The sequence below is a fragment of the Dyadobacter sandarakinus genome, assembly GCF_016894445.1.
Taxonomy (GTDB): Bacteria; Bacteroidota; Bacteroidia; order Cytophagales; family Spirosomataceae; genus Dyadobacter; species Dyadobacter sandarakinus.
The window spans coordinates 1121294-1137154 of record NZ_CP056775.1 but is presented as its reverse complement, the minus strand read 5'-3'; the positions used below and the strand labels follow the sequence as shown (position 1 = coordinate 1137154).

The following is a 15861-nucleotide window of genomic DNA, read 5'->3' as shown; positions in this document are numbered from 1 at the left end:
CTTACTTCCCTCCATCAATACCCCGGGTTCTGATCACCGGGTTCGATCTTGGCATTATTGTCTACCTCCTGCTGCGGAATCGGCAGCAGCTCTTGCTTGTTGGCCTGGAAGTAGGCGATCGGCTCCGCTTTGAGCTTGTTCAGTTTTCGCCAGCGCAGGATATCCCGGTTACGGATCTGCTCCCCGCTCAGCTCTACCCTTCTTTCGTGAACGATTGCCGCCATGACCTGGTCCTTGCTGGATACAGGAAACCTGGCAGTCGGATAGGCAGGCATGCTCACGCTCTTGCGGGCACGGACCATGTTGAGGTATTTGACAGCCTCGGTAATGTTCCCTGCTTCATTTTCAACTTCCGCCAGGGACAGTATCGTTTCTGCAAAGCGCATGATCCGCTGGTTGATCGCACCGGTCAGGAAGGATTCGTTCATCTTGTACATCAGCGAGTACTTCTGCCAGCTCACCTTCTTGGTCACACCGTCCACCACCGAAGCATTGCCATTTTGCTGTGCGTCGGTCAGTGTACTGGCTCCATTGTTGTATTTCTCGCCGGAAAAGTAGAAAGAGTCGTCATAGCGCGGATCCGTTTTCGCATCCCCTTTCGTGGTTTTTTCAAACTCCGATAAGAGGCTGTTGGAAGGAATCACATTGCGCCAGCCGATGGCCGAATATTCCTGGGTACGCACGGTTTCGGTACCGGCAGTAGCGCCATTGCCGTCACCGTCCCAGTTATACACGCCGCCTGACGGATAAAAGTTAACCTCGAAAATCGATTCTTTGTTAAACTCTGTTTCTTCCAGGAAGTTGTCATTATAGTTGTCCACGAGCCCGTACACCCTTGCATTGTAGACTTTCAGCAGCTCCGTTTTGGCACTGGCATAATCCCCTTTCTGCAGATAAGTCCTGGCAAGCAGCATTTGGGCAGCACCCTTGGTCGCCCGGCCCTGGTTACCTGCATCGTATGTGGCAGGCAGGTCGGCCTGGATCGCAGCGAGCTCGGAGATCACATAGGCGTACACTTCGTCCGGCGAGGATCTCGGCAAGCTGCCATCCACGGTCGTCACATAGTTTTTGTAAAGCGGCACCCCACCCCACAAGCTCACCAGTTCATAATAGGCATAAGCCCTCAGAAACCGGGCTTCACCCAGCAGCCGCTTCTTGTCGGCATCGGCCAGGTCGGTCACTTTATCCGAATTGTCCACCACCGCATTAGCCCGGTGAATGAGACGGTAGTAAGCCAGCCAGACCGTACCCAGCACCGAGTTGCCGGTATCGTGGGTACCGAGCAGCAACTGGTTGCGCGGCGTTTCCAGCTGTCCGCCGCCTGCGGCCACATCGTCGCTGCGGAGATCGTGCAGGAAAAACCATTCACGTGCGACCAGGTTGTTGGACTTCAGCATGGAATATACACTCGTCACCGCACTGCTCAGTTCGGACCCGTTCTTGTAGTATCCTTCTACGGTCACCCCGTTCGGATTGGTTTTATCGAGCGTATCATCGTTACAGCCAAACACAATCCCGAACAGCAGGGCATAAATGATAATCAGTTTCTTTTTCATGTCAGATGATGATTAATGTTTGAAGATCAGAAGCCTACGCTCAATCCTACCTGCAAAGTCCGCGGCTGTGGGTACATGCCATAATCGATGCCGTTGATCAGCTGGGTAGCCGTATCATTGGACGATCCGTTAACCCCGATTTCAGGATCAAGGCCCGAGTACTTGGTGAAAGTCAGCAGATTGGTTGCGGACACGTAAATGCGTGCACGCGTAATGGCCTCCCTGGTCAGCGTGCTCAATGCTTTGGACGGGATCGTGTAGCCGATACTCAGGTTTTTGACACGCATATAGGATCCGTTTTCGACAAAGCGGTCGCTGGACCGGCTGTTGTTGTTCGGATCACCACTGATGGCACGGGGCACGTCAGTGTTGGTGTTGGTAGGTGTCCAGGCATTCAGCACGTCTGTTCCTGCATTGAAAAGTCGCAGCATTCCCTGCTCAATCACCTTCGTACCATTGTAAATCTTATTTCCCTGTACTCCCTGCAGGTACACTGTAAAATCAAAATTCTTGTAACTGCCGCCGAGGTTGGCACCGTAGCTGAACTTTGGAATAAAGCTGCCAATGTACGTACGGTCCGATGCATCAATTTTTCCATCACCGTTCAGGTCTTTAAACCGGATGTCTCCCGGCGCAGCCTGGTCCTGGTATTTTGTTTTATCATCCCCATCGAGTGAATTCGCAGCATTGATCTCCGCCGCATTCTGGAAAATACCATCCACCTGCCAGCCATAAAACGATTGTATCGGGTGCCCTGTTTCGGTTTTTGTAATGTCAAAACCGCCGAAGTCAGAGTTGGCACCGGCAAAAAGCGTTGCGCTTGGTGTGGCCAGGCTCAGTACTTTATTCCTTGTGACGTCCAGGTTCACCGAGGCATTCCACTTGAAGTTACCGTCGTTTTTGTTGTAGCCCAGCTGGAATTCATAACCCCAGTTTTTCATGCTGCCGATGTTGGACAGCGGTGAAGAGGAGTAGCCGATCGAGTTGGGGATGGGTACCTGCAGCAGGAGCCCGTCGGTGTTGCGCTGGTAGGTTTCCGCGGTAAAGGTTACGCTGTTATTGAACAGGGCAAGATCAATCCCGAGATTGGTCATGGTAGTGCTTTCCCATTTCAGCTGTGTATTCGCCAGTGAGCTGAAGTACGAGCCCAGTACCTTGTTGCCCCCAAACACATAATTGCTGTTGTCGGCGGAAACGAGTGCCTGCCAGGCATAGCTGCCAATGCCGTTAAAGCCGGTTTGCCCGTAGCTAGCGCGCACTTTGAGCTCGGATATGGTCGGAATTGATTTCAGGAATTCCTCCTCGCTGATACGCCAGCCGAGAGACAGCGACGGAAACGTTCCCCACTTGTTGCCAGGCGCAAACCGCGACGAGCCGTCCCGGCGGATCGAGCCGCTCAAAAGGTACTTGCCTGCATATTCGTAGTTCAGACGTCCGACGTATGATATGAGCGTGCTTTCATCCAGGGAGCTGGAAGCGGAAGGGTTGGATACCCCCTGCAGCTCGTCAATATCATTATTGGGGCGATAGCCCGCACCATTCAGGGTATTGGTCCGGAACGTTTGCTTGTCGATGATCGCCGTCACGTTCAGCTGGTGCTTCCCGAATGACTTGTCGAAAGTCAGCTGATTGGTAATGACCGGTGAAAAGTAGCTGGTACGACTATCCCGGATCTCATACTGGATTCTCGATTTGAATCCGTCATTATAGATCGGAAACCGGTTGGTGGTAGTAGCCGAAACCACATCCGCACCAAAGCTGAACCGGTACTGCAGAAAGCTTGCGAGCTTTACCTCCGCGAATATCGAGCCAAGCATTTTCAGGCGCTGGTTACGGGTGACGTCCATCAATGCAATCCGCACCGGGTTGTCGGGATCACTGCCGTCTGCCGCGGTCGGCGAGCTGTACCCTCCTACTTTGGTCGGGTCGGTGACCGGCCAGTACGGAAGGTTGCGGATCATTTGCATTACAGCTGTACGGCCTCCGCCAAAACCCTGTTCCCCGCGCGAATTATCGTATGAAATCGTCAGTGTCTGGCCAATGGTCAGAAATTTGGCAACCTGGTGATCAGAGTTGAGACGCACATTCGCCCGCTTATACTCCGTGCCGATGAGGATCCCCTTCTGATTGAAAAAACCGGCTGAGGTAAAAAACCGCGACACATTGTTTCCACCGGAAACCGACAACTGGTGCTGCTGGATCGGTGCGCTCCGGAACATCACGTCTTGCCAGTTTGTGTTTGTTTGCGCAAAGGTCTGGTTGGAACCCTGGTAGGTAGGTTGGTCCAGGTCCGTCAACCGGCCTGGCAGTGCAATGCCTGCATTGCCCAGCAGTGCCGTGGCATACTGCACGTACTGGTCGGTATTCAGTACATCCAGCTTTTTCCAGGCCGACTGGGTACCATAATAAGTGTCCAGGTTCACATGCAGCTTGCCGTCTTTTGAGCCTTTTTTTGTAGTAATGATGATAACACCATTCGAAGCGCGAGAACCATAAATAGCCGCTGAGCTGGCATCTTTCAAAACTTCGAGGGATTCTATGTCTTTGGGATCGAGGTTGTTCAGATCGCCCGAAGGTATTCCATCAATCACATACAGCGGCCCGGATGCATAATTAATGGAACCGATCCCCCTTATACGTACGATGGGCGTTTGGCCGGGGCTGCCATTATTCACCACCCGCACGCCGGGTACCCGTCCCTGCAATGCCTGCTCGGCGCTGACGACCGGAAGTGCGGTGAGCTCCTTGGGCGACACAGACGAAACTGCGCCAGTCAGCGAGGATTTCTTTTGTGAACCATACCCAATAACCACCATCTCTTCCAAAGCCTGGTTTTCGGCCAGCAGCCTGATCTCAATCCTCGTTTTGGTCCCCACTTCTACTTCCTGCCGTGCATAACCAATAAAGCTGAATACCAGCACACTGTTTTCAGACGGCACCGTGAGGCTGAAATCTCCCTTCGTATCAGTGCTCGTGCCAATACTGCTTCCTTTTACGGTAACATTCACGCCCGGCAAGGCTTCCCCGTTTTCTGCGACGACCCTTCCGGCAACTGGCCGGTCGGCGGCAATCGCTGCTGACACTGGCTGAAAAGGTTGACTCAGCAGCATAATGACCAGCAAGCGCACACAATTTTCCGTTGAGCGGAAAAGTACTCGTAAACGACTCTCCATAAATAAAGCTGTTAAATGTTAAGCAGACACTTATTGAAAAACGTAAATTTCCTCCTGTTACAGAAGGTACGACGCAGACGGACTATAAAAGGATTGTCCAACTTATCAAAAGATCAATCCTATTGAGCGAAAGTAGGCAGATTTATAATATTTGTCAACCCTACACTTAAAAAGATATCATTTTTTTTTGAAAAAGTTTTTTCTGAAAATGTTCTGGTTTAATTATTTAACGGAAAAAGATAATCAATGGAATAGATTAAGGGTTATAGGGTATTTACCTATTTTCCGATCGCCGGCTGCGCTGCCTGAAAGGATCAACGAGGCATGATTATTTGTGAAGAGCTGAAAACCTGTTTAATGCGGCATTGTATCCCGTGATGGCAGTCAGAAAATGCCGCATCATTCCAAGGTTTTTACCATTTTTCATCAACCTCAGAACCACATAAATATTTCTGCTCATGGTTAATCGACACTTTTGGTTCTTCAATGAGGTTCCGGAGTTCCAGCTGAGAAACTACCGGCATGTACTGGAATTTACCAGGAACGGCACCCGCTTCGGTGTTTACGGAAATGAAAATAAATACTATTACTACCTGCACGATGGTCACTGCGACAGGCTGTTCACTTTCCGGGCGAAAGATGATTTACAAGCCATTCAGCGAGAGGATTTTGACAGCATTTTGATTGACTACTATCTTTGCTATCCCAAAAATCAGTCATCCTTCGCGGACTACCCCACGGATGCTGAGTTCCAACTGCTTCATACCAATTTTTAACCGGTATTGACCGCGCTAAGCTGCCCTGATTGCTGTACAGGGCTTATGCTGAAAAAGGCATACTGCAACAGCCAGTATGTAACCGTTTTTGGCTTTAAAGTTATTTTTCAGGGAGGAGCAAATTTGCTACCTTACTGCCTACGCAAAATGTTAACCCATTGATCACGATAGAAATTGCCGGTTTGACCCAGGCAAGAGCAAACCATGCAGCGTTTCTTCAAGCGCTGGAAGCACAAATACACAGTCCGGATTTTACGTTTTCTCCTGATTTTTCAACATCCAAATACGCCTGCGGACTGGGTCCCTGGCTGTATGCATATGCCCTGGCGACTTACCCTGATAAGCCGGAGCTGATCCGCCTGGAAGAGGTACATTCCAATATGTATGCTCTTGCGGGAGCTATTGTTCAGAGTCTTGCACGAAAAGACACGCCCGAAGCCAAGCGGCTTTTTGCAGAAATAACCGACCTGGACCAGCAATTTACCTGGACACTGGATATGCTGACTTTGGGTGAGCGTGATGATCTGCGAGCGGGTACCGGCGTACGGGATTGGAACAAACCCGACTTTTCTGATGGTAAAGTTGCTGCCGGCAATGAACTCCTGGACAGCATTGCTGCACTCGAAAAAGAAGTGGACTTTCGGGCATTGACAGAAAGCACGGACGTACTGATCATCTTCAGTGATTCCCTGGGGAGTCCGTTTTATGTCAACAATGCCTGGACCGCTGCGACGGGCAGGACGTTCACCGGGGTTATAGCCCACGGGTGGATGGATCTGATAAATCCCGCCGATCTATCCATGGTAGAAGAAGCTGTGGCTCAATCGCTGGCTGGTCTGCCGACATCACCCTGCGAAATCAGGATGCAGACAGGCCCGGCCGGCAAATGGTTTCAGCTGCACGTAGTTCCCTGGTCGCGCCGAGACGGAAATTCCGGAGGCTGCATTATCACGCTGACGGACATTGACCAACTCAAGCACAGCCAGTTCGAAAATCTGATGAAGACCGCGGTACTGGACCGATGCGAACTGATCATCGGGATCAGTATGGTGGAGCCGATGCCGGAACCCATGTATAACAATCCGTATACGCTCAGGAGACTGGGCTGGCAGACCGGCAAAGGCCGTACCTTAATTGACGCTATTTATCCTGACGACCGTGCGCGCGTAACAAAAATGATTCCTGAACTGATTGCCCAAAAAGGTGGTACAGCGGAAATCAGGCTGTATAATGAAATCACCGGTGAGCCTTTCTGGGTGGAGTGGAACGTGATGGTCATTGATGAACCCTACCCCGGCTTTCCATCCATCCTGGCCACGATCAGTCCGGATATTACGGACAGGAAACAGTACCAGCATTTGCTTGAACAACGCGAGCATACGTTGCTGGACGCGCTCGAAATTGCACAGCTGGGCACCTGGACGATGGATATTGCTTCTTTTCAAACCACATTTTCCCGCCGCCACCTGGATATGTTCGGCGTCACAGCCGAGAATATGACGCTCGAAGAGTCCATCAGCCACGTTGTTGACGGAGATAAGGTACAACTATCAAAAGCTTTTTTTGAAGCGCAGAAGGCGGGCAGCAGCGGAAAATTCGATGCCGAATACACCATTGTGAATGCCAGTACCGGCAAGGAACAGATCATCCATTCGCTTGGACAAACCTACTACGATGCCGATGGAAAGGCCCAAAGCATTGCGGGCATTGCGCAGGATATTACCATTTACCGGGACTTGCAACGGTCGCTGGAAGTTCAGGTACAGGACCGGACGCACCAGCTCGACGAAAGTAACCGGAAACTTGCGGCAGGCAGTGAGCGCATGCAGCAGGCAAATCTTCAGTTAAAAAGATCAAATGAAGATCTTCACCGCTTCGCCTACGTAGCTTCCCACGATCTGCAGGAACCGTTGAGAAAAATACAGCAGTTTGCCAGTCGACTGGAAATTGAAAATGAAAATGCATCGGCGAAGGCCCGGGATTACCTGAAAAGAATGACCACCGCCGCCGGGCGGATGTCGACCCTGATCAGCGACCTGCTGGCATTTTCGCGGGTGTCGAACAGTAACCAGCCCATGCAGCCGGTCGCATTGACCAAGCTGGTGGACCAGGTAGTTTCAGATCTCGAAATACAGGTTACCGAAACGGCGGCGGTTGTTGATGTTGGTGAGCTGCCCTCCATAAAGGGTGACGCATCACAGCTCAGGCAGCTCTTTCAGAACGTTATCAGCAATGCAATCAAATTTCACAAGGTTCAGGACGATGGTCTGGCGCTTTCTCCGAGGGTGATCATCAGCTCCATGCAGGTTACAGGTGAGGATGTTCCTGCAAATCTGAGGCTTGTCAACCCCGGCCGTGCTTACCACCGCATCAGCATTGCGGATAATGGAATCGGGTTTGATGAGATATACCTGGACCGGATTTTCCAGGTTTTCCAGCGGCTCCACGGCAGAAGCGAGTACCACGGTACGGGCATCGGGCTGGCCATTTGCGAACGGGTTGTTGCCAATCATCACGGACTCATCAGCGCCACCAGCCAAATCGGGCATGGATCGACCTTTCATGTATACTTCCCGGCTGAGGACATGGATGTGCACGAATAAAGCAGGCAGGTAAAACCTCCTTTCATTTGATGTCCATTTGCCGTAACTCCGGATCAGGCTCAGGCACATTGCCAGCTGGTTTCGGGCTCGTGCTGTACCGCATGGCAATTTTCGGCGCGTAATGTCAGCGTCACCGTGTCGCGAAGTCAGGCCGCCCGAATACCTCGGCAGCCGGGCGGGTTTCCACCCACCAGATGGTATCCTGAGCACGATCATAGTATCTGGCCAGCTTGCCTTTCATTAAAACCACGCTCCGGATCTCGTCTTTCTGCGGCATCAGGTTACTCCCTACCCCGGCTACCTGGCGGAATCCATCCAGCATATAGGCTGCATTCTTTAGTTTTGCCGGATCAAAATGGTCAACATTGATGATCTCCACATTGCCCTTCACCAGCGCGGGCGGAGGAGTATCTCTGTAAAGCGGAAAAGTAAGATAGGCAATTTTCGTGTTCAGGTCGGCGGAGTTCTGCCTGTGTTCGTGACCCACACCGAGCTGGTAGGGATAGCCGCGGAATGCCTCATTGACTTCCTGATAGCTCGCCTTTTTACCATTGAGATAAAACTGCAGCTTTCCGACATACCCCATCAGCTCCCGGTTCCGGTCGAAATACCCGTCGCGAAATCGGGTAATGACGTTCTTTGGAAATTTATAGCGGAGCTTAAATTCGGTACGAAGCTTGTTTTCTGCCAGAAGCGGCGGAAGCTCCGCGTACAGGTAGCTTTTAAGCGCTGCCGCGAGATCCTGACTGCGACTTTGTACCTGAAAATGTTGCAGGTTTGCCCAGTACAAGCTTCTTTTATTGGCAGGCGTATCTTTCTTCTGTGCAAAAACGACAGGGAACGCCATGTAGGCCTGATCCATTAACTGGTGACCTGCATCAAAGCTAAATTCCTTGTACAGAGTACCTTTATGACCGAAGGCATAGCTGTACAGGTCTTTGTCCAGGCTGTCTCTCTGTATAGATTTGAAGAAAAACCCGTCTTTATCGGTATAAATGGTACCGATGGTTTCAGCTACTCCGTCCGCGAAAATGATGTTGCCGGTGGAAGTTGGTGCGATTTTCTGCCGCTCCATGGTCAATGCCATATTGGTAATGGGCTTGCCGGTTAGGTTGTCCAGGATCAGTCCCGAAATGAGCACGGCATCCCCCGCATGCCAGCCCTGCCTGCTACCGGTTATCGGGTAGGATGCCTGCTGGCGGGGAGACGTGGGCAGCTCCGGCCTGAATGCCGCGAGCAACAAGGCGGTCAGCGGCAGCAGGAGCAGGAAACTTACCAGCGCCAAACGCGGGCTTCGTTTACGGTTCATCATGGCAATGCGTTTTTTAAGCGAAGGATAGCCAAACTGATTGGCAAGGCTCAGGTCGGCGCGCAGGGTGGTTTTGAGCAGCAGGTATTGGTAGGCTTTGGAGTCCGGATGGCTTTCGAGCACTTCCCGGTCAGCGATATATTCCAGGTTCTGCCGCATCCCATACGAAAGCAGCCATACAAGCGGGTTAAACCAGTTGATCATACAAAGCAGTTCCCCCCAGATGACATCAAAAGTATGGTGCTGGCGAACATGCACGAGCTCATGCAGCATGATGTCCGGCAGGTCATCGTCCCGGTGCAATGCAGGATTATAAAACACAGCTTTACCAAATGAAAACGGGCTGATGTCCTGATCCAGGTGATAAATGCGTACGCCATCGTGGTACGCCAGCTGTGCACGGCGCATGATGCGCGCCATGGATAAGATACGTACCATCAGCCTGACGAGCATAGCCGCCACTCCGACCCCCCACACGATCAGCAACCAGTCTACAGGGTGCTGCTCAGGCGCTACCCGGAGCTGCGCATGCGGCGTTTCGCTCATGGTCATAGCCGGTGTTACCGGATTGGGCAAAACGCGGCTTACGCTGGGAACCTGCTGCACAATCTCCTGCCCGGAGTAGCTGTCCAGGCGGTTGAGCATGGGACTGACATCAAAAAAAGGGATGAAAAAGCACAATGCAGAGGCAGCCAGCAGGTAAAAGCGGTTCCAGCTATAAAAGGTTAACCTTCTCAGTACAAGCACATACAGCAGGCTCACGACAACGAAGCCCAGCGAAACTTTAACAAGGTACTCGGTGAATGGCATCATGGCGGCAGGTGGTTGAAGGCGTTACTTTTTATCTTCGATCATACGGATGATCTCTTTCAGCTCGTCGGCAGAAATCTTGTTTTTCTCCACGAAAAAACTCACCAGATCCTTGTAGGAGTTTGCAAAATAGTCTTTCACTACATTGCCCATAAACTTCTGTTTATAAGCCTCTTCGGTTACCACAGGTGCGTAGAGGTAGGTATTCCCGATAAGCCTGCTTTGGAGGTAGCCTTTCTTTTCGAGGTTCTTGACGGTCGAGGCCACCGTGGTATAAGCAGGTACCGGCGGCTCCATGGCAGCCATGAATGTTTTTACATGCCCCTCGCCGGATTTCCATACCGCCAGCATGGCTTCTTCTTCTTGTGCAGTCAACTTTTCCATGATCTATTACGAATTTCACATAATACTACGAATCTTTCGTAGATAATGCAACAAGTACCTGATTTTATTTTAACTATCTGATTTTAACTGCAAATACCTTACTGAGAAAAGGAATGAAAAGTGAATGGGCAACACCCGCCTGAACTGATCAATGTTTTCTCTGACATATTCAGGGATGGAAAAATCAAAGCGCATGTCCGGGAAAAATTTTCAAGCTAAGATAATAAGCACACTTGCTTTTTTGTAAAGCTAACTTTACATTTGAGGAGACATTTAATAACATCTCAGATGCGAAAACAGGATTGGTTATTTCCGTATGCTTACAGAAAGGTGGGCTTTGTTCTTCTGGTAATTCTGTCGCTTTGCTTTGTCACTCTGCAGCTAAAACCTGTTCAGGCGTATATGGACGAGGGCCGATACCTGCATGCTTACGACGATGTACTTGTCAATATTTTCATCATCGGAACCATCGCAGGTCTCATCTTTGTCGCTTTTTCAAGGGAGAGGCAGGAAGACGAAATGATCCAGAAGCTCAGGCTGCAGGCCTTGCAGTGGAGCATCTATGTAAACTACTTCCTGCTCGCCGTCTGCTCGCTCCTGTTTTACTTTCTCGACTTTGTAAATGTGCTGATTGTAAATATGTTCACCATTCTCCTGGTTTTCATTATCGTTTTCAGGTGGACGGTCTACCGGATAGGAAAGGATCCGGTGGCATGAAAAACAGGCTTAAAGTGGCCCGGGCAGAGCATAATCTGTCCCAAGCTGAATTGGCGGAAAAAGTCGGGGTAAGCAGGCAAACGATCAATTCCATAGAGACCGGCCGGTATATTCCTTCCACGACGCTGGCTTTGAAGCTGGCACGTGCATTCGCGATGGCCACGGAAGATATTTTCCAGTTGGAGGATACGGATTAAGAGAATGCATCTTGTGAAAAGCTGTTGGCAAAGCTGCTAGGCTTCACCTTTCAAAGATTCCATGGTCCTGCTCCTGAAATACCTTTTGGAAATGATGACGGATATAATCACAATTCCGCATGCAAAACCGATGGTGGATGCATCGATGAATGTCATGGCCCACCCCGAAAAATAGGAGCCGATCACATCACAAAAATTAACCAGTGCCATATAGGTGGTAAACTGGGAGCCCTCTATTTTCTTCCGGCAAAGCAGCATCAGCACGGGCATGGCCGCTACACTGAACATAGGGTCTGCAAAATTGAAGAGCAGCAACCCCGTGATACTCACGGCTTTCAATACCCAAAACTGACTCAGTATGGAAAATACAAGCAGGAATATGGCGATCACCGCCATCACTTTGTGCTGTAACCTGGCAGCGCCTAATTTGTCCGCAAGATAGCCGCCTGAGAGGGTGACGATCAGCGTAGCCGCCACGCCCCATCCACCCTGCAAAACCGAAACCGACCGATCGTTCCAGTGCAGGTGATGTATGAGATGGTAGGAAAATGCGCGGACAAAGATGCTGATACAGCCATATACCAATGCAATCTGAAGAAAAATTCGGATGCTGCTTCTTTCAAAAATCGCTTTGTACAGCTCGGTAAATAACCATTTCAGATCAGGATTATCCGTGTTTTTTTCAACCCTCTTTTTTCTGATAGTATCCCGTGAAGGCAGGTATTGGTCGGATCTGTCCAGTTTGATCAGGAAAGTCAATGCGGTAAAAAAAAGGAGCAAGGCGGACTGGGTTGCAGCCGCATAGAAAAAGTTGTAGCTGTATAATATTGTTGACAACCCTGCCGAACCCGCAGCGATACCCAGCAGGTACCCTCCGCGCATGAATGCATTGACCCGGCCCCTCTCCTGCACAGGTACGATGGAAATGGCGATCGCATCCACACTGGCATCCTGAACACTTGCGAAGATGCTGTGCACAAAGAATAAAACAGACAGCAGCGATACCTGCCTGACCGGATCAGAAATCAGGAGAAGTCCGAGTGAAGCCAGGAATGCAACCACCTGCGTCAGCAGTACCCAGTGTTTACGGTGACCGATCACTGAAAACTGAAAGCGGTCGATCACCGGTCCCCAGACAAACTGAAGCACCCACGGAAGCCCGACAATGGCAACAAATGACCCGACCGAATAAGACGACAGTCCCTTGGCGGTCAGATGATTGGCAACAGCGGTGAGGGCAAATCCCGAAGGAATGCCCTGCATGATATACAAGTAAAAGAAGGTGAAGTAGCGCAGGGACCTGCTCTCCTTTAATACGGGAAGTACTATTAACGATCTGATGGAACGAGCCTGTTTTGATTACCCTGAATTCTCCGTCAGAAGTGGGGCCTGAGCACATTTCTACTCAGGCCTGCCGCACCTTTACCTGGGAACGTTTACCAAAAGCTGATGCACCCGGCGCCCCTGCAAATAACAGCCTTGCTGCGCATAGCAGCCGTACTGACTTAACAATTCCTTAACTTATGATTGCGTTTTCGCGAGCCGTGAAGCACTAGATTTGACCCGCACAATTTCTTACAGGCTGGCCCGCAAACCTGTTCCCCGGCTACCAACTGGACCTTAACTGCCTTTTACCATGAAACAAAAACTACAAACCGGATTATGGCTGCTGCTTGCAGGTGTTTTTATGCTCGGATGTAAAAAGCATGCGGGTACCGGCGGACCATCGGAAGAAGCGTCGGTTTACCAGGCGCTTTCAGCGAAGCGCATCGGCCTGCCCAATGGATGGTCGCTGACACCCGTAGGAAGCAGTCTTGAGCTGGACGACCTACCCCTGAACCTGGTGGTATCTCCCTCAAAAAAATACCTGGCTGTGACCAACAATGGGCAAAGTACCCAGAGCATTACTTTGATAGACGCTGCTACCGAAAAAATTCTTGATACGGCCCGCGTCGCTAAGTCGTACCTGGGACTGGCCTTCAGCCAGGATGAGCAGAGGCTGTATGCATCGGGCGGCAACGACAATAAGATTCTTGTATTCGAGATTGGAAACCGGCAGCTTGTCGCGGCTGAGCCCATTGTGCTGGGCAAACCCTGGCCGGTCAAAATATCACCCACAGGCATTGCGGTTGACGATGCACAGGGGCGGATTTACGTGGTGACCAAGGAAGACAGCTCGCTGTACATTTGTGATACCCGTACCAGAAAAACCATCAGCAAGCTCAACCTGGGCGCTGCGGCATACACATGCGTGCTGTCCGGCAATAAACAAGAACTGTACGTGTCGCTGTGGGGCGGCTCCCGGGTGGCGATTGTAAATACGGAAACACAGAAAATTGCGGCAGAGATTGCTACCGACAAAAACCCGAATGACCTGCTGCTTACCAGCGATAGTAAATTTCTGTACGTGGCCAATGGAAATGACAATACGGTGGCGGTGATCGACCTGTCCAAACGCCAGGTTTCCGAAACATTGACGACCTCCCTGTTCCCTGATGCGCCGGTAGGCACAACACCCAACGGTCTGGCACTCAGTGAGGACGAAAAGACGCTCTACATTGCGAATGCGGACAACAACTGCCTGGCAGTGTTTGACGTAGAAACTAAAGGGCGCAGCCGCTCGGCAGGATTTATCCCGACCGGCTGGTATCCGACGGCCGTAAAACTGGTGGGTTCCAGGATTTTTGTTACCAATGGAAAAGGTTTTTCGTCGAGGTCCAATCCGAAAGGACCTAACCCTAATTTGTCGAAAGTGCCGCAGCAGGTAGGCCCCAATCCACAGGCCTACACAGGCAGGGAACAATATATCGGCGGCTTGTTCAAAGGTACCTTATCCATGATCGATGTACCCTCGCCGGAGCGCCTTTCGGCTTACTCACGCCTGGTGTATGCCAATACGCCCTATTCTAAAAAGAAGGAGCTCCATGCAGAGGGTGAGGCCGGTAATCCCATTCCGATGAAGGTAGGAGACAAATCTCCGATCAAATACGTGTTTTACATCATCAAGGAAAACCGCACCTACGACCAGGTCCTCGGGGATATGAAGGAGGGAAACGGGGATGCGTCCCTCTGTTTGTTTCCTGAAAAGGTGACGCCCAACCAGCACGCGCTGGCGCGGGAGTTTGTCCTGCTTGATAATTTTTATGTCGATGCGGAGGTAAGTGCTGACGGTCATAACTGGTCTTCGGCTGCGTATGCCAATGATTATGTTGAGAAAAACTGGGTCACCAGCTACGGAGGCCGGGGCGGTACCTATGATTTTGAAGGACAAAAAGAAATTGCACACCCAAGGGACGGCTTTATCTGGGACCATGCGCAGCGTGCCGGTATTCCCTACAGGAGCTACGGCTGGTTTGCCGATGATGGCAAGCCCAATATCAAGGCATTGGAAGGCAAATATTGTCCGGCATTTGAGGGATACGATCTCAGTTATATGGACATTGACAGGGAAGCTGCCTGGGAGAAGGATTTTGACGAACTGTTGGCAGCCGGCAAGCTTCCGAAACTGAATACGGTACGATTCGGTAACGACCATACATCGGGTGCCAGCGTCGGCAAACCCACTCCCTTTGCAGCTGTGGCGGACAATGACCTTGCCGTGGGCCGCTTCGTGGAGCATCTTTCAAAGAGTAAGGTATGGAATGAATCCGTGGTGTTTATCCTGGAAGACGATGCCCAGAATGGACCGGATCATGTCGATGCACACCGGTCTATTGCATTTGTTGCCGGGGGTTTTGTTAAAAGGGGTTTTGTAGACCATACCATGTATTCGACTTCGGGCATGCTTCGTACCATGGAGCTGATCTTGGGCCTCAAACCCATGAGCCAGTACGATGCCGCAGCCACGCCCATGTGGAGATGTTTCAATCACAAACCCGATCCGGCTCCATTTATTTCCAGAAAAGCAGGCGTGGATCTTACGCAGAATGTGGCGATCAATGCAAATTCCCGGCGTTCAGACCAGTTTGACCTGACGGTCCCTGACGCAATTGATGACCTCATTTTCAGTGAAATTGTGTGGCAGACAGTGCGGGGTGAACAAAGCGTGATGCCCGCCCCCCGCCGTGGCGCTTTCGTAAAGCTTAAAAAAGGAGGCGATGATGATGACGACGACGACGATGAATAATGACTTTGGCGGCGCAAGTCGTTTCAATGTATATGAATGAAAAAATGGCCTTTTGAGCTTCCACTCGAAAGGCCATTTTTGTTTTATCCTCCCCTACGCTGCCTAGGCTACTGCAATTGCATCTGTGACCATAGCCGATTAAATCCGGATTATTTAACAATGTGCTTTAAACATGAAATAAACAGGCAGTCCCAAACTGCTTTACACTTT

General features: G+C 50.8%; 10 protein-coding genes. 5 read left to right on the top strand and 5 right to left on the bottom strand.

Annotated features, from left to right (window positions below):
* Positions 1-14 precede the first annotated feature (14 nt).
* Positions 15-1556: a RagB/SusD family nutrient uptake outer membrane protein gene (locus HWI92_RS04560; RefSeq protein ID WP_204661000.1), complete on the bottom strand. Its 1542-nt coding sequence runs from the start codon at positions 1554-1556 to the stop codon at positions 15-17.
* A 26-nt stretch (positions 1557-1582) separates the two neighbouring features.
* A complete protein-coding gene (locus HWI92_RS04555) occupies positions 1583-4639 on the bottom strand; it encodes a SusC/RagA family TonB-linked outer membrane protein (RefSeq protein ID WP_229248891.1) in 3057 nt (1018 codons plus the stop codon).
* 548 nt (positions 4640-5187) lie between these two features.
* Between HWI92_RS04555 and HWI92_RS04550 the strand changes: the two genes are divergently transcribed.
* Positions 5188-5505 (top strand): hypothetical protein, encoded by a 318-nt coding sequence (locus tag HWI92_RS04550; RefSeq protein WP_204660997.1) that lies wholly within the window; start codon positions 5188-5190, stop codon positions 5503-5505.
* A gap of 158 nt (positions 5506-5663) precedes the next feature.
* A complete protein-coding gene (locus tag HWI92_RS04545) occupies positions 5664-8108 on the top strand; it encodes a PAS domain-containing sensor histidine kinase (protein WP_204660995.1) in 2445 nt (814 codons plus the stop codon).
* Positions 8109-8238: 130 nt separating this feature from the next.
* On the opposite strand, the gene HWI92_RS04540 is transcribed toward HWI92_RS04545, so the two are convergent.
* A complete protein-coding gene (locus HWI92_RS04540) occupies positions 8239-10230 on the bottom strand; it encodes a M56 family metallopeptidase (RefSeq protein ID WP_204660993.1) in 1992 nt (663 codons plus the stop codon).
* Positions 10231-10251: 21 nt separating this feature from the next.
* Positions 10252-10611, bottom strand: coding sequence for a BlaI/MecI/CopY family transcriptional regulator (locus HWI92_RS04535; protein WP_204660991.1), 360 nt, complete (start codon positions 10609-10611; stop codon positions 10252-10254).
* 402 nt (positions 10612-11013) lie between these two features.
* Here HWI92_RS04535 and HWI92_RS04530 point away from each other — a divergent pair, with 402 nt between their 5' ends.
* Both HWI92_RS04530 and HWI92_RS04525 read left to right on the top strand, forming a co-directional pair.
* Positions 11014-11328: a hypothetical protein gene (locus tag HWI92_RS04530; protein ID WP_229248890.1), complete on the top strand. Its 315-nt coding sequence runs from the start codon at positions 11014-11016 to the stop codon at positions 11326-11328.
* Complete coding sequence (locus tag HWI92_RS04525) at positions 11325-11525, top strand: helix-turn-helix transcriptional regulator (RefSeq protein WP_204660987.1); 201 nt, start codon at positions 11325-11327, stop codon at positions 11523-11525. Before HWI92_RS04530 ends, HWI92_RS04525 begins: the two co-directional genes overlap by 4 nt.
* A 36-nt stretch (positions 11526-11561) precedes the next feature.
* On the opposite strand, the gene HWI92_RS04520 is transcribed toward HWI92_RS04525, so the two are convergent.
* Complete coding sequence (locus HWI92_RS04520; RefSeq protein ID WP_204664262.1) at positions 11562-12821, bottom strand: MFS transporter; 1260 nt, start codon at positions 12819-12821, stop codon at positions 11562-11564.
* Positions 12822-13161: 340 nt separating this feature from the next.
* On the opposite strand from HWI92_RS04520, the gene HWI92_RS04515 reads away from it, so the two are divergent.
* The gene (locus tag HWI92_RS04515) at positions 13162-15651 is read left to right on the top strand and encodes a bifunctional YncE family protein/alkaline phosphatase family protein (protein ID WP_204660985.1); all 2490 of its coding nucleotides are present in this window, start codon (positions 13162-13164) and stop codon (positions 15649-15651) included.
* Positions 15652-15861: the final 210 nt, after the last annotated feature.

Coding starts and splice junctions, on each gene's coding strand:
- HWI92_RS04560 (WP_204661000.1), bottom strand. CDS start 1,556: ATGAAAAAGAAACTGATTATCATTTATGCCCTGCTGTTCGGGATTGTG.
- HWI92_RS04535 (WP_204660991.1), bottom strand. CDS start 10,611: ATGGAAAAGTTGACTGCACAAGAAGAAGAAGCCATGCTGGCGGTATGG.
- HWI92_RS04515 (WP_204660985.1), top strand. CDS start 13,162: ATGAAACAAAAACTACAAACCGGATTATGGCTGCTGCTTGCAGGTGTT.
- HWI92_RS04550 (WP_204660997.1), top strand. CDS start 5,188: ATGGTTAATCGACACTTTTGGTTCTTCAATGAGGTTCCGGAGTTCCAG.
- HWI92_RS04530 (WP_229248890.1), top strand. CDS start 11,014: ATGGACGAGGGCCGATACCTGCATGCTTACGACGATGTACTTGTCAAT.
- HWI92_RS04540 (WP_204660993.1), bottom strand. CDS start 10,230: ATGATGCCATTCACCGAGTACCTTGTTAAAGTTTCGCTGGGCTTCGTT.
- HWI92_RS04525 (WP_204660987.1), top strand. CDS start 11,325: ATGAAAAACAGGCTTAAAGTGGCCCGGGCAGAGCATAATCTGTCCCAA.